Raw genomic sequence first — 25,806 nt, 5'->3', positions numbered from 1 at the left:
GCCCATCGAAAACGCAAAGGCCAGAAACGCAAAAGCCGCGCAACGCGCGGCTTTCAAGGATGGTGGGCCCACACGGACTCGAACCGTGGACCAAAGGATTATGAGTCCTCTGCTCTAACCGACTGAGCTATAGGCCCTCAGTTGGCCGCGAATTATAACGACGGTTTCTCTCCTGTGCTATCCGAAAACTCCGAAAGCATCACGCGAAGAAAGGTCGCGGCGAATTCTTCGGCTTCCAGCGGCAGGCTGACGATGTAGCCCTGGATCTGTTCGCAACCCTCGGCGGCGAGAAACTCCTGCTGTGCCAGGTTTTCCACACCCTCGGCGATCACCGTGAATTGCATGCTGCGGCCCAGGGCGATGATGGCGCGGACGATGGCGGCATCGTGGGGGTCGTCCGGCAGGCCGCGGACGAATGACTGGTCGATCTTGAGGTAGTCCAGCGGCAGGCGCTTGAGGTAGCTCAGCGAGGAGTAACCGGTGCCGAAGTCGTCGATGGCCAGCTGCACCCCCAGGCGCTTGAGCTGGTGCAGGACGTCCAGGGCCTCTTCGGTCTGGCTCATGATGAAGTTCTCGGTGATCTCCAGTTGCAGGCAGCCAGGGCGCAGGTGGTGGTCCTTGAGCAGTTGCTCGATGCGTGCCAGCAAGTTCGGCTGGCGCAGCTGGGCGCCGGCAAGGTTGACCGACAGTGGGCCGAATTCGCCGTAGCGATCGGCCCAGCGCTGCATCTGGCGGCAGGCCCGTTCCAGTACCCAGTCACCGATCTGCAGGATCATGCCGTTGTCTTCCGCCAGCGGGATGAAATGCTCCGGTGGGACGTCGCCGTAGGTTGGATGGTGCCAGCGGATCAGCGCCTCGGCGCCGACCAGCGCGCCGTCGTCGAGGCTGATCTTGGGTTGGTAATAGAGGAACAGTTCCTGGCGCTCGATGGCACGGCGCAGTTCGTGCTCCAGGGCAACCCGTTCGCTGGCCTGGGCCGTGAGGTCGCGGGTGTAGCTTTCGACACGGTTGCGGCCCTTGGCCTTGGAGCGGTACATCGCCGCATCGGCGTTCTTGATCAGGGTGGCGACGTCATCGCCATCGCGGGGGTAGAGACTGGTGCCGATGCTGGCGCTGATGAAAAACTCGTGTTCGCCGGCCTGGAATGGCGCGCTGAAGCAATCCAGCAGCTTGTTGGCCAGGTACTCCGCGTCGCTGGGTTGGTGCAGGCCGGGCAGCAGGATGATGAATTCGTCACCGCCCAGGCGCGCCACGGTGTCGATGTCCCGCAGCTGTTCCTTCAGGCGCTGGGCGATGCCCTTGAGCAGGAGGTCGCCGACCGGGTGGCCGAGGCTGTCGTTGATGTGCTTGAAGCGATCGAGGTCGAGGAACAGCACCGCGCCCTGGCCGCCATGTTCCAGCTGGCTGTTCAGGGCCGCCTGCAGGCGATTTTCGAACAGGGTGCGGTTGGGCAGCCCGGTCAGCGGGTCGTGGTGGGCCTGGTAGTCGAGCCGGGCCTGGGCGTGCTTGAGGCTGGAGATGTCGGCGAATACCGCGACAAAATGGGTGATGGTCTTGTCGCGGTTGCGCACGGCGCTGATGGTCAGCCAACTGGGGTAGAGCTCGCCGTTCTTGCGGCGGTTGTAGATTTCGCCCTGCCAGTGGCCCTCGGCGCTCAGGCGGTGCCACATCGCGGCGTAGAAGGCACTGTCGTGCTGACCCGAAGCTAGCAGGCGCGGGGTATTGCCCAGGGCCTCGGTTTCGCTATAGCCGGTGATTTCGCTGAAGGCCCGGTTGACCGCGCTGATGTGCTGATGGATATCGGTGATCAGTACACCTTCGGCGGTGCTTTCGAAGACCGTGGCGGCCTGTTGCAGCTTTTCCTGCATCAGGTGGCGTTCGGTGATGTCCCGGGCGATGGTCAGCATGCACTCCTCATCGGCGATGGGCAGCGGCCGGCTGGACACTTCACAGAGGCGGATCTGCCCGTCGCTGCGGCGGATATGGCAGGCGAAGTCACGGACGAAACCATCGCGCTGCAGCAGTTCGAGCATGTGCTTGCGTTCGTTGAGGTCGACCCACAGGCCCAGGTCCATGGCGGAGTGGTCCAGCGAACTGGCGCTGTTGTAGCCGGTCAGGCGGGTGAAGCCTTCGTTGATCTCCAGCAGCATGCCGTCGCGCTGGCGGCTCAATAGCATGCCGTCCGGCGACGCGTGGAAGGCCTTGGCGAATTTTTCCTCGGATATCTGCAGCTGCTGCTGGGTTTCCTTGAGCTGGCTGATGTCGCGGACCACGACCACCAGCGCCGGGGTGGTATCGAGTTCGAAGACCTCGGCGGAAATCAGCCCGGTAAACAGCTCGCCGTTGCTGCGGCGAAAGGTCATTTCCAGGTTGCGGATGCTGCCGCCCTGCAGACGTTGCAGCAGCCCGGGGCCAACGCCCTCGATACCCCAGATGTTCAGCTCGGTGGCGGTTCGTCCGATGACCTGGCTGGCGCCAAGGCCGATCTGCTCCTCGAAGGCCTCGTTGACCTCCAGCAGGCAGCCGTCGGACAGGCGGGCGATCACCAGGATGTCGGGGCATTGCTGGAATACCGAGGCGAACTTCTGTTCCGACAGGCGCAACGCTTCTTCGGTGTGCTTGGTTTCGCTGATGTCGATCATCAGTCCGCGGATGAGCAGGTTGTCACCCTCTCCGATCAGGCTGACGATATCGCGCACCCACAGGGTCCGACCGTCGGCGGTGATCACCCGGTAGTCGAGGCTGTGGTCGAGGCCGGCCAGGACCTTGTGGTCGAAAAAGGCATGGGCGCGGGTCAGGTCGGCGGGGTGGGTGATACTGCGCCAGAAGCCCGGCACCAGCCAGTGGGCCAGGGGATAGCCGAGCAGGGCCTCGGCATGGGGGGAGACGTAGGTGTAGGTGTAGTCACCCATCCGCGCTTCCCAGGCTATCGCCGACAGGCTCTCCACCAGGCCGCGGTAGTGGTACTCGCTGCTGCGCAGTTCCTGTTCGAGGGCTACCCGGCGGGAGATTTCCGAGCTCAGGCGCCGGTTGATGCGGATCACCACGGCCAGCACGGTGACCAGCAGCAGGATGCCTGGCAGGCCATAGGTCAGGATATCGTTCCAGTACGAGACGCCGGTCGCTACGTTGCCAACCCAATGTTTCTGGAGGGCGTCGATCTCGGCGGGGCTCATGTCGGCCAGGACCTTGTCGAGGATGCCTACCAGGATCTTCTCGTCCTGCGGTACGCCCATCGCCAGTTGGTAGCGATAAGGCGTTTCGCCACTGACGTACAGGCCGTCGAGCTTGAGCTGGCGCAGGCTCCAGACGCTGGAGGCGAGATCGCCGACCACTGCATCGACCTCGTCGGTGGCCAGAGCCTCAAGCGTCGAGCTGACGTTGGGCAGCGCGACCAGGTTCAGGTCCGGGTGGTGGGTACGTAGCAGTTCGTGGGGGGCGTAGTTCTCGACCACGGCGATCTTCAGGCCGTACAACTCCTTCATGTTGCGTGGCTTGGCTCCACCGGCATGGGCGAGGATGACGATCGGAAAGTCCAGGTAGGGGCGGGTGAAGGCCAGGTAGGCCTGGCGTTCGGGGGTGGACATGACGCTGGGCAGCAGGTCGAGCCGGTTGTCGCGGGCCTGCTGCAACACGGCCGTCCAGCTCATCGGCTGGCCCAGGGTGATGCCGACACCTAGGCGTTTCGCCACCAGCGCCATGTAGTCGGCGGACAGTCCCTGGTAGAGCCCGTTTTCGTCGCGGAACTCGAACGGCGGCCAAGAGGTGTCGACGCCCAGGTGCAGGTCCGGGTGGGCCGCGAGCCAGCCACGTTCTTCATCGGTGAGATTTAACGCGCCAGCCGTTGCGGTCCAGGCGAGCAGCGACAGCAGTAGCAGGGCTGGCAGTCTGGGCATAACGGTCTCGTTATGGCACGGTGATTGAAACGAGTGTAGACGGGCTGTGGGGGAGGGGAGGCTTTTGTGTCGCCCTGAAAAGCAAAACCCCCGGCGGGCCGGGGGTTTTGTTGATCACTCGTCGAGGAAGGAGCGCAGGTGCTCGCTTCGCGTCGGGTGACGCAGCTTGCGCAGCGCCTTGGCTTCGATCTGACGAATCCGCTCACGGGTCACGTCGAACTGCTTACCGACTTCCTCGAGGGTGTGGTCGGTATTCATGTCGATGCCGAAACGCATCCGCAGGACCTTGGCTTCACGGGCGGTGAGGCCGGACAGGACTTCGCGGGTGGCTTCCTTGAGGCTCTCGACGGTAGCGACATCGATTGGCGACTGCATGGTCGAGTCTTCGATGAAGTCACCCAGATGAGAGTCTTCGTCATCACCGATCGGGGTTTCCATGGAGATCGGTTCCTTGGCGATCTTCAATACCTTGCGGATCTTGTCCTCAGGCATTTCCATGCGTTCGCCCAGCTCTTCCGGGGTCGGTTCGCGACCCATTTCCTGCAGCATCTGCCGGGAAATGCGGTTGAGCTTGTTGATCGTCTCGATCATGTGCACCGGAATACGGATGGTGCGGGCCTGGTCGGCGATCGAGCGGGTGATCGCCTGGCGAATCCACCAGGTGGCATAGGTCGAGAACTTGTAGCCGCGACGGTATTCGAACTTGTCCACCGCCTTCATCAGGCCGATGTTGCCTTCCTGGATCAGGTCGAGGAACTGCAGGCCACGGTTGGTGTACTTCTTGGCGATGGAGATCACCAGACGCAGGTTGGCTTCAACCATCTCTTTCTTCGCGCGGCGGGCCTTGGCCTCGCCGATCGACATGCGACGGTTGATTTCCTTGATCTCGGCGATCGTCAGGCCGGTTTCGGCCTCGAGTGCGGTCAGCTTCTGCTGGCAACGGATGATGTCCGGCTGCAGGCGGCCGATGGCTTCGGCGTACTTCGCCTTGCCCTTGGCCAGGGCGTCGCTCCAGCTTTCGTCGATTTCGTTGCCAGGGAACTGGCGCAGGAAGTCGGCACGCGGCATGCGGGCATCACGCACGCACAGCTGCATGATGGCGCGTTCCTGCTGGCGCAGGCGATCCAGGGCGCTGCGAACACGCTCGACCAGGGTTTCGAATTGCTTCGGCACCAGTTTGATCGGCATGAACAGGTCGGCCAGGATCAACAGCTCGGCAATGGCCGCCTCGTTGTGGCGACCGTGCTTCTTCAGTGCCTTGCGGGTGACTTCCAGCTGGTCGGCGACGGCACCGAAACGCTGGGCTGCAACGACCGGATCCGGACCGCTTTCGGCCTCTTCCTCGTCGTCACCGCCTTCGGATTCTTCGTCTTCGTCGTCGCTGTCATCGTCCTTGCCGGACTTGGCGTCGACCGGTGGCGGAACTTCGGCGGCTGGCGGCGCGGTGCCGTCGTCCGGATCGATGTAGCCGCTGAGGACGTCGGACAGGCGGCCACCTTCGCTGGTGACGCGATTGTATTCGTCGAGGATGTAGTCAACCGTGCCAGGGAAGTGCGCGATCGCGCTCATCACTTCACGGATGCCCTCTTCGATACGCTTGGCGATTTCGATTTCGCCTTCACGTGTGAGCAGCTCTACCGTGCCCATTTCGCGCATGTACATGCGCACCGGGTCGGTAGTGCGACCGATGTCGGTTTCCACAGCCGCGAGCGCTGCTGCTGCTTCTTCGGCAGCGGCTTCGTCGGTATCGGCTTCGGCCAACAAAAGGGCATCCGCATCCGGAGCACTCTCGAATACGTTGATCCCCATGTCGTTGATCATGCGGATGATGTCTTCCACCTGTTCCGGATCTGAAATATCCTCCGGCAGGTGGTCGTTGACCTCCGCGTAAGTCAGGTAACCCTGCTCACGACCACGGCTGATCAACTCTTTGAGGCGAGACTGCTGTTGCGCTTTTCCGGACATAACACCCTATCCACTGAAGGTCTTGGCGGGCAAAAAACAAGCCGAGGATTATACCTGAGCTATGACCTCACGCGCCAGTTGAGGTCGGGTTTGATGCAGGAACATCGCGTTTGAGCAATTCGAGCAGCAGGGTTTTCTCCTCTGCGCTCAAGTCGCTCTGTCGCGATTTCCTGAGAAGTTGTTCCAGCTTTCGCTCGCGCTGGCGGGCTGACAAGCTAGTTATGGTGTCGAAAAACTGTTGTTCAAGGTTGTCTCCGTCGATGAGCCACTCCTTTTCCGCCAGGCGGGTCAGCAGCCGGCCCTGTTCGGTGCCGTGCCAACGTGAAAGCATCTGAATGGAGCTTAGCCCAGGATTCTTCTGCACGGCCTCGAGCAGGGCCACCAGCAACTGGGTCGTGCTGTTGTCTTCGTCGGCGAAGTGACCAGCGGTCTCGACCTTGCCGGCCAGTTGCGGGTGGTGGATGAGCGTGCGCACCGCCGCCTGGATGGGAGGCTCGACGGGCGCCGGGATCCTTGGGGCATGAGGCTGGTCGCGATCGCCGCGCTTGCCGTTCTTGTCCCAGGGCTTCTTTTCCCATTTCTTGCCGCCACCGCCGGACTTCTTCGGTGTCCACTCCTGCTGCTGGGGCAGGTAGGCCTCCTGCGGCTGGTGGTAATCCGAGTAGTCCGAGTGGTCTGAATAGTCCGGTGTGTAGCCGTAGTCGATGCCCTGGTCGTAGGCGCCCGGCATCTCTGTCGGTGCGCTCTGGGCCAGTTGGTTGACCGTCTCGTTGCTCAGGCCGGTGATTTCCGTCAGCCGCTGGCGCATCAGGATGCGCAGGTTGGCGCCCGGCACCTTGTCGATCAGCGGTGCGGCGAGGGTGGCCATGTGGGCCTTGCCCTCCAGCGAGCGCGGGTCGGCCTCTTCCGTCAGTTGCTGGAAGAAGTAGTCGGCCAGGGGCTGTGCGTGCTGGTTGATCCGGGCGCGGAAGGCGTCGGTGCCCTCGGCGCGGATCAGGGTATCGGGGTCCTCGCCTTCCGGCAGGAACAGAAAACGTGCGCGCCGGCCATCCTGCAGGCTGCCCAGGGTGGCTTCCAGTGCGCGCCAGGCGGCGTTGCGGCCGGCCTGGTCGCCGTCGAAGCAGAACAGCACGCTGGGCACGACCCGGAACAGGCGTTTCATGTGCTCTTCGCTGGTCGCGGTGCCCAGGGTCGCCACGGCGTTGCGCAGGCCCTGCTGGGCCAGGGCGATCACGTCCATGTAGCCCTCGACGACGATGATCTCGTCGAGATTGCGGTTGTTCTTGCGCGCTTCGAACAGGCCGTAGAGTTCCTGGCCCTTGTGGAAAACCGGGGTTTCCGGCGAGTTCAGGTACTTGGGCTTGTCGTCACCGAGCACCCGGCCGCCGAAGGCGATGATGCGGCCGCGGGTGTCGCGGATCGGGAACATCACGCGATCGCGGAAGCGGTCGTAGCGCTTGCCGGTCTCGGCGTTCTCGATCAGCAGGCCGGCGTCGATCATGGCCTTCTGCTGCAGCGTGTCGCTGGACAGGTGCTTGAACAGGTTGTCCCAGCCGGGTGGGGCGAAGCCCAGACCGAAGTCGCGGGCAATCTCACCCGTCAGGCCTCGGCCCTTGAGGTAGTCGACGGCGGCCTTGCGCGCGGGGTGGCTCTTGAGCGCCTGGCGGTAGAAGTCGGCAGCCGCGGTCAGCAGCGGGTAGAGCGGCGAGTCGGTCGGCTGGCGCGGCTTGCGCCCGCGGCCGTTGTCTCTCTCCTCGCGAGGGACCTCCATGCCGGCGGCTTTCGCCAGGTCCTCGACAGCCTGGGGGAAGTCCAGGTTGTCGTGGTCCATGATGAAGCCGAGGGCATTGCCGCCGGCGCCGCAGCCGAAGCAGTAGTAGAACTGCTTGTCCGGGCTGACGCTGAAGGACGGGGTCTTTTCCTTGTGGAACGGGCAGCAGGCGGTGTAGTTCTTGCCGGCTTTCTTCAGTTGCACGCGCGAGCTGACCACGTCGACGATGTCGGTACGGTTCAGAAGGTCGTCAATGAAGCTCTGGGGTATCAGCCCGGCCATGGCGTTCTCGCTGTCACTGCGCTGCTGGTATATCCCGAAAGGGCTTGTCGACGTGGGGCATGCGGGCCTGTTGGCTGCGCGACCGCTCGTCGTCTGCTCGAACATCATCGGGAAATGTATCTGTCGAAACCGGCTGGCCTTGAGTCGAACGGCGCGTCGAATTTCGATGGGTACACTGTCGCTGTCGGGCCCGCTGGAGGTCAAGGTGACCACGGAATTGCCCGCAAGCTGGAAAGGGTGTGCTCGTCGGTAGCCTTGGTAGGCTCGTCAGTAAAGACGTGCACCGCTGGCTATAAGCCAGTTCTGACGTGGTGAAGCGGGTTCGTCTGGGCCATATGGATGGCTTCGACGATGAAGCATCAAGCGATATCCGCAAATGCCATTAGCCCGGCTGAGGGCCGGGCTTGGCAGAAGCTTGCAGCGAACGTCTGTGTATTAGTACAGACGAACGGCGCGGCGCTGTTCGCGCTGAACTTTCTTGGCGTGACGCTTAACAGCAGCTGCTGCTTTACGCTTACGCTCGGAAGTTGGCTTCTCGTAAAATTCGCGGCTACGAACTTCAGCCAGAACACCGGCTTTTTCGCAGGAGCGCTTGAAACGACGCAGAGCTACGTCGAAGGGTTCGTTCTCTTTAACTTTGACGGCTGGCATCCAGAGCTACCTTCATTCATTACCGGGGGAGATGTCCTCAGGCAAAGCGCACTGGAGATCATCGGTTTTTAAGGGTTGCGGATGTTAACCCCTCGGGACGCGGAATGCAAAGCCTCTGATCGAAAACCGCTGGTCGGGCCGGGGAGTGACGACTATCATGCGCGCCTTCGAATTCAGCCTCAGGGCGCAAACCCATGCTAGTACTGGGATTAGAAACCTCCTGCGACGAGACCGGCGTCGCGCTGTACGACAGTGAACGCGGACTCCTGGCCGATGCGCTGTTCAGCCAGATCGATCTGCACCGCGCCTATGGTGGCGTGGTGCCGGAGCTGGCTTCGCGCGACCACGTCAAACGCATGCTGCCGTTGATCCGCCAGGTGTTGGCCGAGGCCGATTGTGCACCGACGGAGATCGATGCGATCGCCTATACCGCCGGTCCGGGCCTGGTCGGTGCCTTGCTGGTCGGGGCCTCGTGCGCCCAGGCACTGGCGTTCGCCTGGGATATTCCTGCACTGGGCGTGCACCATATGGAGGGTCATCTGCTGGCGCCGATGCTCGAGGAGCAGCCACCGGAGTTTCCATTCGTGGCGCTGCTGGTCTCGGGTGGCCACACGCAGTTGGTCAAGGTCGACGGGATCGGCCAGTACAGCGTGTTGGGCGAAAGCCTGGACGATGCCGCCGGCGAAGCCTTCGACAAGACCGCGAAGCTGATCGGCCTGAATTATCCCGGTGGTCCGGAAATCGCACGGTTGGCCGAGCAGGGCGTGCCCGGACGCTTCGTGTTCCCGCGGCCGATGTGCGACCGACCGGGCCTGGAGTTCAGCTTCAGCGGCCTGAAGACCTTTGCCCTCAATACCTGGCAGCAGTGCGTCAGCGCTGGAGACGACGGTGAGCAAACCCGTTGCGACATCTCGCTGGCCTTCCAGCAGGCGGTGGTGGAGACTCTGACCTTCAAATGCAAGCGGGCCCTGAAGCAGACCGGTATGAAGCGCCTGGTGATCGCCGGTGGCGTCAGTGCGAACAAGGCCTTGCGCGAGTCCCTGGAGAAAATGCTCGGTGACCTGAAGGGCGAGGTGTTCTACGCGCGCCCCAGGTTCTGCACCGACAATGGCGCGATGATTGCCTTCGCCGGTTGCCAGCGCCTGCAGGCCGGGCAGCATGAGAGCCTGGCGATCAGCGTGCAGGCGCGTTGGCCGATGGAGCAGTTGCCGCCACTCTGAGTGGCGTCAGCCAACGGCTTGAACGGGTTTTGCGGGCAGCATTCAGAAATGCCGTTCGCGGCCGGCGAAAAGGTCGCGTAGATTGCCACGGTGGCGCCACACGATCAGTCCGGTCAGTACGCTCATCGGCAGCAGCGCCGCCGGCTCCTGCCAGGCCAGCAGTGGCAGGGTCAGCGGCGTGGCGATCAGCGCGGCCAGCGAACTGGTGCGGGTGAGGTAGAAGGTCAGGATCCAGGTGGCGATGGCCAGCAGCGCGGCCGGTGGGTAAAGCCCCAGCAGCATGCCGGCCGCCGTCGCCACGCCCTTGCCGCCGCGAAAGCGGAAGTACAGGGGAAACAGGTGGCCGAGGACGGCACAGACGCCGATCCAGGCCTGTTGTTGCAGTGTCAGGTCGGCGAGCCCGGCGATCAGTACCGGCAGCAGGCCCTTTAGCAGGTCGCCGAGCAGGGTCAGGATCGCCAGTTTCTTGCCGGCCAGGCGCAGCATGTTGGTGGCGCCGGCATTGCCCGAGCCACTCATTCGCGGATCGGGGGTACCGGTCAGGCGGCTGAGCAAGATGGCGAAGGACAGAGAGCCGAGCAGGTAGGCGAGGATCGCCAGTAACCAAAACATGCTAACCATTCCGGGCGAGGACGCCCTGATTCTAACGGCGCATTGCGCCCTTGTCGTGCTGCGGAGAAGAGTGCTTGGACAGAGTGTTTATCGAAGGCCTGGAAGTCGACACGGTGATCGGGGCCTACGACTGGGAGCGCGGCATCAAGCAATGCCTGCGTCTTGACCTCAGTTTCGCCTGGGACAACCGCCCAGCCGCGGCAGGGGATGACCTGACCCTGGCGCTCGACTACGCCAGCGTGTCGGCGCGCATCCAGGCTTTTGCCGAGCAGTCGCAGTTCCAGTTAGTGGAAACCTTCGCCGAGCGCCTGGCCGAAGTGCTCATGAGTGAATTCCAGATTCCCTGGCTGCACCTCAAGTTGACCAAGCCGGGGGCGGTTGCGGCTGCCCGGGGCGTGGGCGTGGAGATCGAGCGCGGATGTCGCTAACTCAGGTTTATCTCGGGCTCGGCAGCAATATCGAGCGCGAAACCCATTTGTGTGCGGGTCTCGATGCCCTGGCCGGGTTCCTGACGGATATCCGCTGCTCGGCGGTGTTCGAGAGCCAGCCGGTGGGGATCAAGAGCGGGCCGTTCTTCAACCTGGTGGTGTCGGCACTGACCGACCTGCCGTTGATGGAGCTGGATCGTCGATTGAAGTTCATCGAGGCCGACAACGGTCGCTATGCGCCGGACCGCAAGGGTTTGCCGCTGGATATCGACGTCCTGCTGTATGGCGAGCAGGTGGGTAATTTCGACGGGTTGATCCTGCCCCGCGCGGAAATCCTGAAAAATGCGTTCGTCTTGTGGCCATTGTCCTTGATCGCGCCGCAAAAGCTGCATCCTGAAGCCGGGAAGAGTTTTGCGACACTGTGGAGTGAGGCACTGATTGACCAGGCGTTGTCTCCTGTTGCATTCGAGTGGCGTGGACAGCAACTGACCCCTTCGCAATTGCTGACACCCGCTGCTTGAGTCGGCACGCCGCGCACCCCTTGTGGAAGCCGGCTTGCTGGCGATCCGCCGCAGGCGGCCATTCAATGAGATAGCGGTGCCTGATGCACCGCTATCGCCAGCAAGCCGACTCCCAGATGTCCTTCGGGGGCTTTCAGGCAGTGTGTTTTACCTTGTAGGCCTTGAGGGCATTCAGGCGCTCGCGCTTGAGCGCCTCGCCGAGTTGTGGTCCCTTGAGGCCCTTTTCCAGCAGCGGCTGAACCGCGACGGCCTTGGCGGCCAGCGCTGCGCCGCGCAGGAAGGCGGCCTGTGGATAATCCCGCTGTTCCAGTCCCTGGCGCCCGCGGGCATCCATCTCGCAGGCGGCGATGAACTCCTCGAAACGTTGCGGACGACGATAGACATCGAAACTCTGCAGCAACTCCAGCAGGGTCGAAGCCTTCAACTCCAGTGCACGATGGGCGTGAGTGTGGTACTCGCAGACCAGCAAGGCCAGTTCCTGACAGTCGCGGGGCACCTTGTAGCGCTCGTTGACGTCCTTGATCGGTGTCAGTCCCCTGGCCTCATGGGCGATATGCCTCGGCCACTCTTGCTCGGGGGTGAGTCCCTTGCCCAGGTCGTGCAGCAGGCAGGCCCAGCGCACGGTCAGTGGCTGCTGATGACGCGCGGCCTGCTCCAGTACGCTCAGGGTATGCAGACCCGTGTCGATTTCCGGATGATGCGCGGCGGGCTGCGGCACGCCGAACAAGGCGTCGAGTTCGGGAAACAGGACTGCCAGGGCGCCACAGTCGCGCAGTACCTGGATGAATACCTGGGGTTGCTCTTCCATCAGGGCGCGGGAGATTTCCTTCCAGCTGCGCTCAGGTGTCAGCGCTTCCAGCTCGCCCGATTCTGCCAGCTCGCGCATCAGTGCGAGCGTCTGTGGCGCGACGGTGAAGCCGAGGCCGGCATAGCGCGCGGCGAAGCGGGCCACACGCAGTACGCGTAGGGGATCTTCGGCGAACGCCGGGGAAACATGGCGTAGGAGGCGGTTTTCGAGATCCTGCTGGCCGTGGTAGGGGTCGGTCAGTCGGCCATGATCGTCCTCGGCCATGGCGTTGATCGTCAGGTCGCGACGGATCAGGTCCTCTTCGAGGGTGACTTCGGGGCTGGCGTGGAAGGTGAAACCGCCATAACCGCGCCCGCTCTTGCGTTCGGTGCGAGCCAGGGCGTATTCCTCGCCACTTCTGGGGTGGAGAAACACCGGGAAGTCGGCTCCGACCGGGCGAAAGCCCTGGGCGAGCATTTCCTCGCTGGTGGCACCGACCACGACCCAGTCGACATCGGTGACAGGCCGGCCCAGCAGGCGGTCACGCACCGCGCCGCCAACTTTATAGATCTGCATGAAAAACCTCCGTTAGCCGGACAGGATAACCTGTGTTGCCCGCCAACGGAGGTGTCTGCAACTTAGAGGTGAATGACGGCCAGGTCCAGTCGACCGTATTCGTTTTCACCATGCTCGCCCTTGGGCGGTACGTGATGGGTCTTCATGATCTGGTCGCCCTGCAGGGTTTCCAGGTGGATGTCGAAGCCCCACAGGCGGTGCAGATGCTTGAGTACCTCCTCGGTCGAGTCGCCCAGGGGTTTGCGGTTGTGTTGCTGGTGGCGCAGGGTGAGCGAACGATCGCCGCGGCGGTCGATGCTCCAGATCTGCACGTTGGGTTCGCGGTTGCCCAGGTTGTATTGTGCGGCCAGGGTCTCGCGGATGGTTCGGTAGCCGCTTTCGTCATGGATGGCGGGTACCAGCAGGTCGTCGCGCTGATCATCGTCGAGGATGCTGAACAGCTTCAGGTCGCGAATGACCTTGGGCGACAGGTACTGCAGGATGAAACTCTCGTCCTTGAAGCTGCTCATGGCGAACTTGATGCTCGACAACCAGTCGCTGCCGGCCAGCTCGGGGAACCAGCGACGATCTTCCTCGGTCGGCTCCTCGCACATCCTGCGGATGTCCCGGTACATCGCGAAGCCCAGCGCATAGGGGTTGATGCCACTGTAGTAGGGGCTGTCGAAGCCGGGTTGGAACACGACGCTGGTGTGGGAAGTGAGGAACTCCATCATGAAACCGTCTGTGACCAGGCCTTCGTCGTAGAGGTCGTTCATCAGGGTGTAGTGCCAGAACGTGGCCCAGCCCTCGTTCATCACCTGGGTCTGGCGTTGCGGGTAGAAGTATTGAGCGATCTTGCGCACGATCCGCACGATTTCCCGCTGCCAGGGCTCCAGCAGCGGTGCGTGTTTCTCGATGAAATAGAGAATGTTCTCCTGCGGCTCGGACGGGAAGCGGGCGTTGTCCTTCTCGCTGAATTTATCCGTGCCCTTGGGAATGGTTCGCCACAGGTCGTTGATCTGCTTCTGCAAGTGTTCTTCGCGGTCTTTCTGCCGGCGCCGTTCCTCTTCCGCGGAGATCGGGTAGGGTCGTTTGTAGCGATCGACGCCGTAGTTCATCAGGGCGTGGCAGGAGTCGAGCAGGTCCTCCACCGCGTCGATGCCATGACGCTCCTCGCACTGGGTGATGTACTGCTTGGCGAACACCAGGTAGTCGATGATCGAACTGGCGTCGGTCCAGGTGCGGAACAGATAGTTGCCCTTGAAGAAGCTGTTGTGGCCGTAGCAGGCGTGCGCCACTACCAGTGCCTGCATGCAGATGGTGTTTTCCTCCATCAGGTAGGCGATGCAGGGGTCCGAGTTGATTACGATCTCGTAGGCCAGCCCCATCTGGCCACGGCTGTAGGATTTTTCCGTGCTAAGGAAGTGCTTGCCATAGGACCAGTGGTGGTAGCCCAGGGGCATGCCCACCGAGGCATAGGCGTCCATCATCTGCTCGGCCGTAATCACCTCGATCTGGTTGGGGTAGGTGTCCAGCGCATAGCGCTCGGCAATACGACTGATTTCGCGGTCGTAGGCCTGGATCAGCTCGAAGGTCCATTCCGAGCCAGTGGAAAGGGGTTGGCGCTTGGCCTGTTTCTGCTCTCTGGCGGTCATGTCACTAACCTGCGCTGGAAGAGTTCACGGAAGACCGGATAGATATCGGCGGCCGATACCAGCTGCTGCTGGGCAAACGTATCGCTGAACGCCTCGCTGATGCGTTCGTACTCGTACCACAGGGCCTGGTGTTCGCGCGGGGTGATCTCTACATAAGTGTAGTACTGCACGAACGGCATGATCTGGTTGATCAGGATGTCGCGACAGATCGGAGAGTCGTCGTTCCAGTTGTCGCCGTCGGAAGCCTGGGCGGCATAGATGTTCCATTCGTTGGTCGGGTAGCGTTCGGCCATGATCTCCTGCATCAGCTTCAGGGCGCTGGAGACGATGGTGCCGCCGGTTTCCCGTGAGTAGAAGAATTCCTCCTCGTCGACTTCCCGGGCGCTGGTGTGATGGCGGATGAACACCACTTCGATCTTGTCGTAGTTACGCTTGAGGAACAGGTACAGCAGGATGAAGAAGCGCTTGGCGATGTCCTTGGTCGCCTGGGTCATCGAGCCGGATACGTCCATCAGGCAGAACATCACGGCCTTGGAGCTGGGGTTGGGTTGCTTGACCAGCAGGTTGTACTTGAGGTCGAAGGTATCGAGAAACGGCACCCGGTGAATACGGGCGCTGAGTCTTTCGATTTCTGCCTCGATCTCCTGGATATCGCCGAAGTTGTCCGGCTCTTCGCGCTTGAGCCGCTCCAGTTCGGCCTTGGCCTCCTTGAGTTTCGCCCGGCTGCTGCCGGACAGGGCAATACGGCGGGCATGGGCCGAGCGCAGGGTGCGGATGATGTTGATGCGCGAGGGGTTGCCCTCGTTGCTGATCCCGGCGCGGACGGTCTTGTAGGTGTCTGTGCCGGTCAGGTTGCGCTTGACCAGGTTGGGCAGTTCCAGGTCCTCGAACATGAACTCGAGGAACTCCTCCTGGGTGATCTGGAAGACGAATTCATCCATGCCTTCCCCGGAGTTGCCGGCCTTGCCGGGACCGCGCCCACCGCCACCGCCCTGGGGGCGGGGGATGTGTTCGCCAGTGGTGAATTCCTTGTTGCCGGGGTGGACCACGGTCTGCTTGCCACCACGCCCGTGGTGCAGCACCGGTTCGTCGATGTCGCGACCGGGAATGCTGATCTGCTCGCCGTGTTCCATGTCGGTGATGGAGCGGCGGCTCACGGCCTCCTCGACCGCCTTCTTGATATGGTCACGGTAACGCCGCAGGAAGCGCTGGCGGTTCACCGTGCTCTTGTTCTTGCCATTGAGGCGTCGGTCGATCACATAGCTCATGGGGGAGCCCTCCGGGCAGCTTCACGTTACAGGCTTCCAGCACCGGGCTGGAAACTCGGGGACAAGCGGTTGGCTGCCGCAGCCGCCGGCACGCTGGATGACGTGTCGACGACCTTGCAGCCTGGCGCTTGCAGCTGCCGTTACTGCGACTTGCGAACCCGCAGGTACCACTCGGAGAGCAGGCGTACCTGTTTGTCGGTGTAGCCGCGTTCGACCATGCGGGTGACGAAGTCGTTGTGCTTCTGTTGATCCTCCTTGCTGGCCTTGGCGTTGAAGCTGATGACCGGCAACAGATCCTCGGTGTTGGAGAACATTTTCTTCTCGATCACCACCCGCAGCTTCTCGTAGCTGAGCCAGGTCGGATTCTTGCCGTTGTTGTTGGCGCGGGCGCGCAGCACGAAGTTGACGATCTCGTTGCGGAAATCCTTCGGATTGCTGATGCCGGCCGGTTTCTCGATTTTTTCCAGTTCCTCGTTGAGGGCAACGCGGTTGAGGATTTCGCCGGTTTCCGGGTCGCGGTATTCCTGGTCCTGGATCCAGAAGTCGGCGTACAGCACGTAGCGATCGAAGATGTTCTGGCCGTACTCGCTGTAGGACTCCAGGTACGCGGTCTGGATTTCCTTGCCGATGAATTCGATGTAGCGCGGTGCCAGGTACTCCTTGAGGTAACGCAGGTAGCGTTCGCGGGTCTCGGCCTGGAACTGTTCCTGCTCGATCTGCTGTTCCAGCACGTACAGCAGGTGTACCGGGTTGGCGGCGATCTCGTGGGGGTCGAAGTTGAAGACCTTCGACAGGATCTTGAACGCGAAGCGGGTCGACAGGCCGTTCATGCCTTCGTCGACGCCCGCCGCGTCGCGGTATTCCTGGATCGACTTGGCCTTGGGATCGGTGTCCTTGAGGTTTTCCCCGTCATAGACGCGCATTTTCGAATAGATGTTCGAGTTTTCCGGCTCTTTCAGACGCGAGAGCACGGTGAACTGGGCGAGCATGCGCAGGGTGTCGGGCGCGCAGTGGGCCTTGGACAGCGAGCTGTTGTGCAGCAGCTTGTCGTAGATCTTCACCTCGTCGCTGACCCGCAGGCAGTACGGAACCTTGACGATGTAGATCCGGTCGATGAAGGCCTCGTTGTTCTTGTTGTTGCGGAAGGTGTGCCATTCCGATTCGTTGGAGTGGGCCAGCAGCACGCCGGTGAACGGAATCGCGCCCAGGCCCTCGGTGCTGTTGTAGTTGCCTTCCTGGGTGGCGGTCAGCAGTGGGTGCAGCACCTTGATCGGTGCCTTGAACATCTCGACGAATTCCATCAGGCCCTGGTTGGCCCGGCACAGGGCACCCGAGTAGCTGTAGGCGTCGGCGTCGTTCTGCGGGAACTCCTCCAGCTTGCGGATATCGACCTTGCCGACCAGCGCCGAGATGTCCTGGTTGTTCTCGTCACCGGGCTCGGTCTTGGCCACGGCGATCTGGTTGAGGATCGAAGGGTAGAGCTTGACCACGCGGAACTGGCTGATGTCGCCGCCGAACTCGGCCAGGCGCTTGGTCGCCCAGGGCGACATGATGGTGTTCAGGTAGCGCCGGGGGATGCCGAAGTCCTCCTCGAGGATCGCACCGTCCTCGGTGGCGTTGAACAGGCCCAGCGGCGATTCGAAGACCGGCGAGCCCTTGATGGCGTAGAAGGGGACCTTCTCGATCAGCTGTTTCAGTTTTTCCGCCAGGGAGGACTTGCCGCCCCCCACCGGGCCGAGCAGATAGAGGATCTGTTTCTTCTCTTCCAGGCCCTGGGCGGCATGGCGGAAATACGAAACGATCTGGTCGATGCATTCCTCCATGCCATGGAAGTCTTCAAAGGCCGGATAACGACGGATCACCTTGTTGGAGAAAATACGCGACAGCCGTGAGTTGGTGGACGTATCCAGCAGTTCTGGCTCGCCGATTGCCAGTAGCATCCTTTCGGCTGCCGAGGCGTAGGCGCTGCGATCCTTCTTGCACAGCTCAAGATACTCCTGCAGCGTGAGTTCTTCCTGCCGTGTGGATTCGAAGCGTTGTTGGAAATGGCTGAATATGCTCATGACGTCACCTCGCTCGATACTTGGAGCCGGTGTCGGATCAGTCAGTCAAGTGCTGGCATGCAACGCTGGAACCGTTGCCGTTTACCCCCCAGAACACCTTCAAGGCAGCGATGGCCCTGAAAATTACTACCGATGACCCGTACGCCGGTGTACCGGCTCTCCCCTGATTTGGATGGCCTCGGGCTTAAGGATAGTTCGGAATCGGGGAGGTCAAGGCGGGATGCGCAATTAGTTGCGCTTTACCGTTCGTCAGGAAATGCTCTAGCCCGCGGTTCATGCGGGCTGGAGCGGAAGAAAAAAATTATTCGGAAATATCCTGAGCGATTTCCGCAGGATAGGTCGTACGCCAGAGTTCGAAGCCACCGTCCAGGCTATAGACCTCGGAGAAGCCCTGGCCGGCCAGATAGGCTGCCGCACTCTGGCTGGAGTTGCCGTGGTAGCAGCACACCACCAGTGGCTTATCCAGGTCGGCCTGGGTGATGAAATCGTGCAGCGAGTGGTTGTCCAGGTGCTTCGACCCGGTGATGTGGTTCAGGGCAAACGCCTGGGGATCACGGATGTCGACGACTACGGCGCCCTGCTCGCGCAGGGCCTGGGCTTGTTCGGGGGGGATGCGTTTGAATTCGCTCATGATGGGCTCCGGTCTGGGGCGTGTAGGTCGTTTGGGTCAGCGATAGAGCCAGGCGCGGAATCGCTCGGCCAGGGTCGGCGGTGGTGCGACGCCACCCTGGCTGTCGCATTTGCAGCCCAGGCGCTCGCCGGTGTCGATGTTCATCAGGGTCATGGCGCCGCCCCAGACACAACCGGTGTCGAGGGCGAAGATGTCCGGCTCGTCGCACTCGCCTTCGAGGGCGGCCCAGTGGCCGAAGATGATCTTCAGGCCATGGGTACGGCGCTCCTTGAAGCTGAACCAGGGCGCGTAGCCGGCTGGAGCGGTATCGGCGCCTTCCTTGCCCTTGAGGTCGAGCTTGCCTTCGGCGGTGCAGAAGCGCATGCGGGTGAAATAGTTGGTGATCACCCGAAGGCGTGCAACACCCTCCAGGTCGCCATCCCACTTGTTCGGTTCGTTGCCGTACATGCCGGCCAGGAATGCCGGGTACTGCTGGTCGTCGCGCAGTGCCGCCTCGACTTCCGCGGCGAGCTTGAGGGCCTTCTTCAGCGACCACTGCGGCGGAATACCGGCATGGACCAGCGCCACGTTACGCTCCGCGTCGTGATGCAGCAGCTTCTGCTGGCGCAGCCAGCCGAGCAGTTCCGGCGCGTCGGGGGCGGCGAGGATCTCGCGCAGGGTGTCGCTTTTCTTCAGGCGCTCGGCGTTCTGCGCGGCGGCCAGCAGGTGCAGGTCATGGTTGCCGAGCACGCAGACCAGCGAATCGCGCAGGCGGTAGAGGTAGCGCAGGGTTTCCAGGGACTGCGGGCCGCGATTGACCAGGTCGCCGACGAGCCACAGGCGGTCGCTGGCGGGGTCGAAGCGAACCCGCTCGAGCAGGCACTTGAGTGGTTCCAGGCAGCCTTGCAGGTCGCCGACGGCGTATACCGCCATCAGTGCAGGGCTCCGGGGACGGCCAGGCGGAACGGCGCGATAATGGCGTCGAAGTGCTGGCCATCCTCGGCCAGCATCTGGTAGCTGCCATGCATGTTGCCGACCTTGGTGGTCATGACCGTGCCGCTGCTGTAGGTGTGGCTGGCTCCGGCCTCGATCAGGGGTTGCTGGCCGACCACGCCGGCGCCGCGGACTTCCTCCACATGGCCATCACCGTCGGTGATCACCCAATGGCGGGAAAGCAATCGGGCAGGCAACTGGCCGTTGTTCTGCACGGTAATGGTGTAGGCGAAGGCGAAGCGGTTCTGTTCGGGCTGGGATTGTTCAGCAAGGAACCGGGTGACGACGCTGACGTCGACCTGATAGCGGGGATCGGACATGCGAGAGGCCTTGGAAACAAAAGCGAAAGACGCGACTGATGGCTCTCAGTCTAGGTCAAGTGCCGGGTAGTAGGCCAGATATGCTACCTGGCGTCGTACCCGGGCACGGTGGGATCGGCTGTCAGTCGACGACTGGTTGTTTGTCCGCCTGTTCGCTGAGCTTGTCGGCCAGGCGGACGAAGGCGGCCAGGTCCAGCTGCTCCGGACGCAAGCTGCCATCGACGCCGGCGGCTTCGATCTCGGCGCTGCTGAGCAGGGCCTTGAGCGTGTTGCGCAGGGTCTTGCGGCGCTGGTTGAAGGCTTCGCGAACGATGCGTTCGAGCAGGCGGTGGTCCTTGGCCGGGTGCGGCAGCACTTCGTGGGGCACCAGGCGGACGATCGCCGAATCGACCTTGGGCGGTGGGTTGAAGGCGCCGGGGCCGACGTTGAACAGGTGTTCCACGCGGCAGTGATACTGAACCATGATCGACAGGCGCCCCCAGTCACCGCCACCAGGGCCGGCAGCCAGGCGCTCGACGACTTCCTTTTGCAGCATGAAGTGCATGTCGCGGATCAGGTTGGCATTTTCCAGCAGGTGGAAAATCAGCGGGGTGGAAATGTTGTAAGGCAGGTTGCCGACCACCCGCAGGCTGTTCGGCGCGGCGTTCAGGGTGGTGAAGTCGAACTTCAGTGCGTCGCCCTGATGCAGTCGGAAGTTTGGCTTGCCGGCGAACTGCTGGTTGAGGATCGGGACCAGGTCCTTGTCCAGTTCCACCACGTCCAGCTGGGCACCGCTGCCCAGCAGGCCTTCGGTCAGGGCGCCCTGGCCCGGGCCGATTTCCAGCATGCGGTCTTCGGCCTTGGCACGGATGGCCCGCAGGATGCGATCGATCACGCCGGCATCGTGCAGGAAGTTCTGGCCGAAGCGCTTGCGCGCCCGGTGTTGGTATTGCTCGCTCATAAACGGGTCTCGGCCATCTGGTAGGCGGTTTCCAGGGCGACTTGCAGGCTGCCGGTATCGATCTTGCCGCTGCCGGCCAGATCCAGGGCGGTGCCGTGGTCGACTGACGTGCGAATGATCGGCAGGCCAAGGGTCACATTGACTGCCGCACCGAAGCCTTTGTATTTCAGCACGGGCAGGCCCTGGTCGTGGTACATCGCCAGCACCGCGTCGCAGTGCTCCAGATATTTGGGGGTAAACAGAGTGTCGGCGGGCAGCGGACCGCGCAAGTCCATGCCCTCGCTGCGCAGACGCTCCAGGGTCGGTTCGATGACGTCGATCTCTTCGTGGCCCAGATGACCACCTTCACCGGCGTGGGGATTGAGCCCGCACACCAGGATTCGCGGCTGGGCTATTCCGAATTTTTCCTTGAGATCGGTATGCAGAATGCGTGTGACGCGCTCCAGGCGCTCCGGGGTGATCGCGTCGGCCACCTGGCGCAGCGGCAGGTGCGTGGTGACCAGTGCCACTCGCAGTCCGCGGGTGGCCAGCATCATCACGACCTGGCGGGTATGGGTCAGGTCGGCGAGGAATTCCGTATGTCCGGAAAATGCGATGCCGGAGTCGTTGATCACACCCTTGTGGACAGGGGCGGTGATCATGCCGGCGAAAGTACCGTCGAGGCAGCCTTCGCCGGCGCGAGTCAGGGTCTCCAGGACGAAGGCCGCGTTGGCCTGGTCCAGCTGTCCGGGGACGACAGATGCCGCCAGGGGTGTGTCCCAGACATAGAGGCTGCCGGCGGGGGCCGGCTGTTCGGGCCAATTGCCCGGTCCCACCGGCAACAGGTTGACGGCCACTGCCAGTCGCGTGGCTCGCTCGGAGAGCAGATCACGACTGGTAATGGCAATCAGGGGGTGGGGCTGGGGCTGCGAGGCCAGCAGCAGGCACAGGTCTGGACCTATGCCTGCCGGCTCGCCGGGGGTCAGCGCAAAACGCTTGGGGTTCACTTGGCTGCCTGGTCTGCGCCAGGGAGCTTGATTTCAACGTAGGCTTCGTCGCGGATCTGGCGCAGCCAGGTCTGCAGTTCCTCGTCGTACTTGCGGTTACGCAGTACGGTCATGGCCTGCTGTTCGCGAGCCTGGTTGGTGCTGTCGGTGGCACGACGGCCAAGGACTTCCAGCACGTGCCAGCCATATTGGGTCTTGAACGGCTTGGACAGCACGCCTTGCGGAGTTTTCGCCATCACTTCCTGGAATTCTGGAACCAGCACCTTCGGGTCGATCCAGTTCAGGTCGCCGCCGTTGAGGGCTGACCCCGGGTCTTCCGAGAAGCTCTTGGCCAGGGTGGCGAAGTCTTCGCCATTCTGGATGCGCTCGTAGAGTTTCTGGGCCAGCGCCTGGGTTTCGGCTTCGCTGCGAATGGCGTTCGGCTTGATCAGGATATGACGAACATGCACTTCGTCACGCATCTGGGTCTCGCCACCACGCTTGTCCAGCACCTTCAGGATGATGAAACCACCGGGGGCGCGAGCCGGTTCGGTGATGCCGCCTACTGGCGTGCTGCTCAGCATCTGGTCGAACGGCGGTGGCAGTTGTGCCGGCTTGCGCCAGCCCATGTCGCCGCCTTCGAGGGCGTTGTCGCTGCCGGACTTGGCAATCGCCAGTTGGGCGAAGTCGGCGCCTTGCTTCAGTTGCCGGTAGATGTCCTGGGCCTGGGCCGCGGCAGCCTGAATGGCCTGCGAGCTGGCGCTGTCCGGGGTGGCGATCAGGATGTTGGCCAGGTGCAGTTCTTCGGAGAGCTGCATCTTGCCCAGGTCAGAGGCGAGGAAGTTCTTCACTTCCTGCTCGGAGACCTGCACGCGTTCGGCGACCCGGCGCTGACGTACGCGGCTGATGATCATTTCGCGACGTACCTGGTCGCGGGCGTCCTCGTAGGAAAGGCCGTCGTGGGCCAGGGCGGCCTTGAACTGGTCGATCGACATATTGTTGCGCTGGGCGATGCTGCCGATGGCCTGGTTCAGTTCCTCATCGGAAATACGGATGCCGGAACGTTCGCCGATCTGCAGTTGCAGGTTCTCGACGATCAGGCGGTCGAGGACCTGTTGGTCCAGGACGCTGGTCGGTGGCACGCCGCCGCCACGCTTGGCGATGCTTTGCTGGACTTCGTGGACGCGCTGGTCCAGTTGGCTCTGCATGATCACGTCGTTGTCGACGATCGCCACGACGTTGTCCAGGGGTTGTACCGCGGCGTGAACCGCGGCACTCAGGGCCAGTGCGCCCAGCATCAGCGGGCGCAGACAATCAGAAAGCTTGATCTTCACGTTCACGATAACCTTGGATGCCTTTGTCGAGGAAGGTTTCTACTTTCTGGCCGAGAACGCCGCCCAGACCTTTCAGGACAATTTGGAGGAAGATGCCGCGGTCGCCTTTCTCGTTTTGCGGGGCGTCTTGACTGAATTCGTCATACTTGACCCAGTAACGGTTGATCAGGCGCAGTTTCCAGCAGCAGTTGTCGTACTCGAAACCACCAAAGGCTTCCAGCGTGCGGTTGCGGTTGTAGTCGTACTGCCAGCGGCTGATGACGTTCCACTGCGGCACGATCGGCCAGATGACCGAGAAGTCGTGCTGCTGGATCTTGTAGTAGTCCTTCACGTAGCCAGGGGTGCCCGGAGTGCCATAGTCGCCGCCGAACTGCCATTGACCGGTATTCTGGTTGTAGATGACCTGATCGTTGCGATAGCGATAGCCGGCGTTGACGACCTTGTTCGGGTTGTCTTCAGGCTGGTAGTGGAACATCGCACTACCCGAACGTGGGCTGTGGCTGTCCGGGTCCCAGTTGTAGTCGGCTGTCGCGCGCCAGTCATGGTTGAACCGGTAGGCGTATTCCAGTGCATATGGCGAGACGTTGGCCTTGGCGTCGGCACGGGTGCGATAGTCGACACCAGGCAACTGGACGGTACGGTCCTTGAAGTACATGGCCTGGCCGACGCTGATGCGCTGGCGTTCGAAGCCGTTGTCTTCGATCCAGCGACTGGTCAAGCCGAGGGACAGCTTGTTTTCGTCGCCGACACGGTCCGAACCGGAGAAACGGTTCTCGCGGAACAGCGAGGCGTAGTTGAAGCTGTATTCGCCTGTATCAAAGACTGGAATGTCCTCCTGATTCTTCTCTGGAACATAGAGATAGAACAGGCGCGGTTCCAAGGTCTGGCGATAGTTGGTGCCGAACATGCTGGTGTTGCGGTCGAAGTACAGGCCGCTGTCGATGCTGGCGATCGGTACGCCACGGCTTTGCGAGCTGTTGTAGGTTCCACCCACGTAGTTCGTGCCGTTGGCGGCTGCAGCAAACTGTGCATTCACAATATCGGCTTTGCCCGTGCTGCCCAGGTCCAAGTCATACTTGGTGTACTGGTACTTGAGCGACGGTTTCAGGAAACCGTAGGTCCAGTCTAGCGGCAGGCTGACGCCTGGCTTGAGGTTCAGGCGATCACCGTTGGCACGTGCCAGGCCGGTGACGTTGGTGTCCAGGCGCGGAGTACCAACAGCGTTCCCGTTGGCATCGAACGGTCCACCATCCTTGTCGAAGTAGTTACCGGTTTGCAGACTGCGCTCGAAACGCACCGCTTCGGTCTCGTAGGTGAAGTCGAGACCTTCGGGGTGGTAGGGCAGCGTGCCGTTGAAGGTGATCTGCGGCAACTTGTTGTAAGGCGTGATGTTCGACACGCTGGCCAACTCGTACGCCTGTACGTTCAGTTTTGCCGTGTAGCTGTCGCCACGATAGCTGACGGCCGCTTGTTGGTTGACGTAGCTGCTGCTGTCCTTGACGCCGATCTGGTCGCTGGTCAGGTCCTGGAAGTAGTACGGGTCGCTGATCTTGGTGTAGTCGACCTCGGTCAGGACGCGCGAGTCCAGGCCACCCTTGTGCTGCCAGTTGAGCATGTAGCGGGTTTTCTCGGAGTCGGTCTGCTTCGAACGATCATTGCTGTCGTCGTTCAGGTAGGCGCCGCCGAACTGGCCTTCGCTGGACTTGGTCAGGTAGCGGAATTCGCCTTCCATCAGCAGGCCACGCTTGGTCATGTAGCGTGGGTACAACGTGGCGTCGTAGTTCGGTGCCAGGTTGAAGTAGTACGGCGTGACCAGCGTGAAGCCGTTGTCGCCACCCGAACTGAAGCTTGGCGGCAGGAAACCGGACTGGCGCCGGTTGTCGATCGGGAAGTAGATGTACGGCGTGTACAGGACCGGAATGTCCTTGACCCGCAGTGTCACGTTGGTCGCGGTACCGAAGCCGGTCGCCGGGTTCAGGGTGATGTTGTTACCCTTGAGCTGCCAGGCGTTGCTGTTCGGTTCGCAGGTGGTGTACGTACCGTCCTTGAGGCGGATGATCGCGTTCTCGGCGCGCTTGGCGTAGAGCGCGCTACCGCGAATGCGCGACTTGTGCAGGACGTACTCGGCGTTGTCGACCTTGGCTTCGCCAGTGTCCAGCTGGACATCGGCGTGGTCGCCGACCAGCAGTGCGCCGTTGTCGCGAACGCGGACATTGCCGTTCAGTTCGCCACGGTTCTCCGCCTGGTACAGGTTCGCCTCGTCGGCCTCGACCTGCATGCTGCCCTGGCGCATGACCACGTCACCGGCCAGGCTGGCGAGCTGCTGATCCTGCTCGTAGCGCGAAGCCTTGGCACCGATGAAGGTCGGTTCATCACTTTTATTCGTCTTGTCATTCATGCCAGGACGAATCGGTTCGATATAGGCACCAGAGCAGTAAGGACCGGTCTCGGCCAATTGGGCAGGCGTCAGCTTCTCGCGGGGAACCCAGTCGAGGTGGCTGTAATCGGCGCTGCGGGATTTCAGACCACGGCCCTTGGCTTCGGTGACCAGCTTGGGCGCCGCGGCGCTGTCGCTGCCGGAGCCGCTGTCCGCCGTGGCCTGGGAGGGGCCACCAACCGAGCCGGCGTCGTGCACGGGGCGTGGTGGCAACTGGGCTGTGGTCGCTTTCGGCGCACAATTCCAGGCGCCCGAAGCCGAGGCCGAACAGTCATACTGTTCAGCAGCAACGACGAACGAAGTGGCCAGAGGTTGCAGGGCCAGCAAACTGCCGGTGACCAGCAACGGAAACTTTCTACGAAACGCGGGGGATTTCAATGCCATCTTATTAGTCCGGGCTTCCTGCGTGCCATCTGCCCGCGGTAAGGGCCGCACGCCTATCGATGGTCTGAAAGTTGGGTAGGAACAGACCATTTCTGGTCTGTCCCCCCCTAAAAACCGTACGTGCGCCTTTCAGCGCATACGGCTCAAGT

The 25,806-nt window shown here is 62.2% G+C and carries 19 protein-coding genes and 1 tRNA gene; 3 read left to right on the top strand and 17 right to left on the bottom strand.

Annotation, left to right across the window (positions count from 1 at the left end; translation table 11 throughout):
• Positions 1 to 60 precede the first annotated feature (60 nt).
• The 5 genes from HU752_RS29770 to rpsU all read right to left on the bottom strand — a co-directional run bounded on the left by HU752_RS29770 (position 61) and on the right by rpsU (position 8,565).
• Positions 61 to 137: transfer RNA gene (locus tag HU752_RS29770), tRNA-Ile, on the bottom strand.
• 15 nt (positions 138 to 152) lie between these two features.
• Positions 153 to 3,896, bottom strand: coding sequence for a bifunctional diguanylate cyclase/phosphodiesterase (locus tag HU752_RS29765; RefSeq protein ID WP_186685384.1), 3,744 nt, complete (start codon positions 3,894 to 3,896; stop codon positions 153 to 155).
• Positions 3,897 to 4,010: 114 nt separating this feature from the next.
• A complete protein-coding gene (gene rpoD / locus HU752_RS29760) occupies positions 4,011 to 5,861 on the bottom strand; it encodes an RNA polymerase sigma factor RpoD (RefSeq protein WP_186685382.1) in 1,851 nt (616 codons plus the stop codon).
• A gap of 67 nt (positions 5,862 to 5,928) precedes the next feature.
• On the bottom strand, positions 5,929 to 7,914 hold the full coding sequence (gene dnaG / locus HU752_RS29755; protein WP_186685380.1) for a DNA primase: 1,986 nt from the start codon (positions 7,912 to 7,914) through the stop codon (positions 5,929 to 5,931).
• Positions 7,915 to 8,349: 435 nt separating this feature from the next.
• Entirely contained in the window at positions 8,350 to 8,565 is a 216-nt protein-coding gene (gene rpsU / locus HU752_RS29750; protein WP_002551877.1) for a 30S ribosomal protein S21, read from the bottom strand.
• A gap of 194 nt (positions 8,566 to 8,759) precedes the next feature.
• Between rpsU and tsaD the strand changes: the two genes are divergently transcribed.
• Complete coding sequence (gene tsaD / locus HU752_RS29745) at positions 8,760 to 9,785, top strand: tRNA (adenosine(37)-N6)-threonylcarbamoyltransferase complex transferase subunit TsaD (RefSeq protein WP_186685378.1); 1,026 nt, start codon at positions 8,760 to 8,762, stop codon at positions 9,783 to 9,785.
• 42 nt (positions 9,786 to 9,827) lie between these two features.
• On the opposite strand, the gene plsY is transcribed toward tsaD, so the two are convergent.
• Positions 9,828 to 10,397, bottom strand: coding sequence for a glycerol-3-phosphate 1-O-acyltransferase PlsY (gene plsY / locus HU752_RS29740; protein ID WP_186685376.1), 570 nt, complete (start codon positions 10,395 to 10,397; stop codon positions 9,828 to 9,830).
• Positions 10,398 to 10,471: 74 nt separating this feature from the next.
• On the opposite strand from plsY, the gene folB reads away from it, so the two are divergent.
• Both folB and folK read left to right on the top strand, forming a co-directional pair.
• Entirely contained in the window at positions 10,472 to 10,825 is a 354-nt protein-coding gene (gene folB, locus HU752_RS29735) for a dihydroneopterin aldolase (protein ID WP_177063024.1), read from the top strand.
• On the top strand, positions 10,816 to 11,346 hold the full coding sequence (folK, locus tag HU752_RS29730) for a 2-amino-4-hydroxy-6-hydroxymethyldihydropteridine diphosphokinase (RefSeq protein WP_186685374.1): 531 nt from the start codon (positions 10,816 to 10,818) through the stop codon (positions 11,344 to 11,346). Before folB ends, folK begins: the two co-directional genes overlap by 10 nt.
• A gap of 133 nt (positions 11,347 to 11,479) precedes the next feature.
• On the opposite strand, the gene HU752_RS29725 is transcribed toward folK, so the two are convergent.
• The 11 genes from HU752_RS29725 to HU752_RS29675 form a co-directional block, all read right to left on the bottom strand.
• Positions 11,480 to 12,709, bottom strand: a complete 1,230-nt coding sequence (locus tag HU752_RS29725) for a multifunctional CCA addition/repair protein (protein ID WP_186685372.1) — start codon at positions 12,707 to 12,709, stop codon at positions 11,480 to 11,482.
• 62 nt (positions 12,710 to 12,771) lie between these two features.
• Positions 12,772 to 14,343 carry a SpoVR family protein gene (locus HU752_RS29720; RefSeq protein WP_186685370.1) on the bottom strand — a complete coding sequence of 524 codons (1,572 nt, stop codon included), beginning with the start codon at positions 14,341 to 14,343 and terminating at the stop codon, positions 12,772 to 12,774.
• Positions 14,340 to 15,611: a YeaH/YhbH family protein gene (locus tag HU752_RS29715; protein WP_017902887.1), complete on the bottom strand. Its 1,272-nt coding sequence runs from the start codon at positions 15,609 to 15,611 to the stop codon at positions 14,340 to 14,342. The genes HU752_RS29720 and HU752_RS29715 overlap by 4 nt, the downstream gene beginning before the upstream one ends.
• A gap of 140 nt (positions 15,612 to 15,751) precedes the next feature.
• On the bottom strand, positions 15,752 to 17,674 hold the full coding sequence (locus tag HU752_RS29710; protein WP_054057023.1) for a PrkA family serine protein kinase: 1,923 nt from the start codon (positions 17,672 to 17,674) through the stop codon (positions 15,752 to 15,754).
• Positions 17,675 to 17,975: 301 nt separating this feature from the next.
• On the bottom strand, positions 17,976 to 18,305 hold the full coding sequence (glpE, locus tag HU752_RS29705) for a thiosulfate sulfurtransferase GlpE (RefSeq protein ID WP_186685368.1): 330 nt from the start codon (positions 18,303 to 18,305) through the stop codon (positions 17,976 to 17,978).
• 36 nt (positions 18,306 to 18,341) lie between these two features.
• Positions 18,342 to 19,217: a symmetrical bis(5'-nucleosyl)-tetraphosphatase gene (locus tag HU752_RS29700; protein WP_186685361.1), complete on the bottom strand. Its 876-nt coding sequence runs from the start codon at positions 19,215 to 19,217 to the stop codon at positions 18,342 to 18,344.
• Entirely contained in the window at positions 19,217 to 19,597 is a 381-nt protein-coding gene (gene apaG, locus HU752_RS29695) for a Co2+/Mg2+ efflux facilitator ApaG/CorD (protein ID WP_186685359.1), read from the bottom strand. Before apaG ends, HU752_RS29700 begins: the two co-directional genes overlap by 1 nt.
• 121 nt (positions 19,598 to 19,718) lie before the next feature.
• A complete protein-coding gene (rsmA, locus tag HU752_RS29690; protein ID WP_186685357.1) occupies positions 19,719 to 20,537 on the bottom strand; it encodes a 16S rRNA (adenine(1518)-N(6)/adenine(1519)-N(6))-dimethyltransferase RsmA in 819 nt (272 codons plus the stop codon).
• Positions 20,534 to 21,523, bottom strand: coding sequence for a 4-hydroxythreonine-4-phosphate dehydrogenase PdxA (pdxA, locus tag HU752_RS29685; protein WP_186685355.1), 990 nt, complete (start codon positions 21,521 to 21,523; stop codon positions 20,534 to 20,536). The genes rsmA and pdxA overlap by 4 nt, the downstream gene beginning before the upstream one ends.
• Positions 21,520 to 22,842, bottom strand: coding sequence for a peptidylprolyl isomerase (locus tag HU752_RS29680; RefSeq protein WP_186685353.1), 1,323 nt, complete (start codon positions 22,840 to 22,842; stop codon positions 21,520 to 21,522). Before HU752_RS29680 ends, pdxA begins: the two co-directional genes overlap by 4 nt.
• A complete protein-coding gene (locus HU752_RS29675; protein WP_186685351.1) occupies positions 22,817 to 25,657 on the bottom strand; it encodes an LPS-assembly protein LptD in 2,841 nt (946 codons plus the stop codon). Before HU752_RS29675 ends, HU752_RS29680 begins: the two co-directional genes overlap by 26 nt.
• Between the last annotated feature and the right edge of the window lie 149 nt (positions 25,658 to 25,806).

This window comes from Pseudomonas vanderleydeniana (genome assembly GCF_014268755.2).
In the GTDB taxonomy this organism is placed as follows: domain Bacteria; phylum Pseudomonadota; class Gammaproteobacteria; order Pseudomonadales; family Pseudomonadaceae; genus Aquipseudomonas; species Aquipseudomonas vanderleydeniana.
The sequence above is the reverse complement of the archived record's forward strand: the minus strand, read 5'-3'. Positions and strand labels throughout refer to the sequence as shown.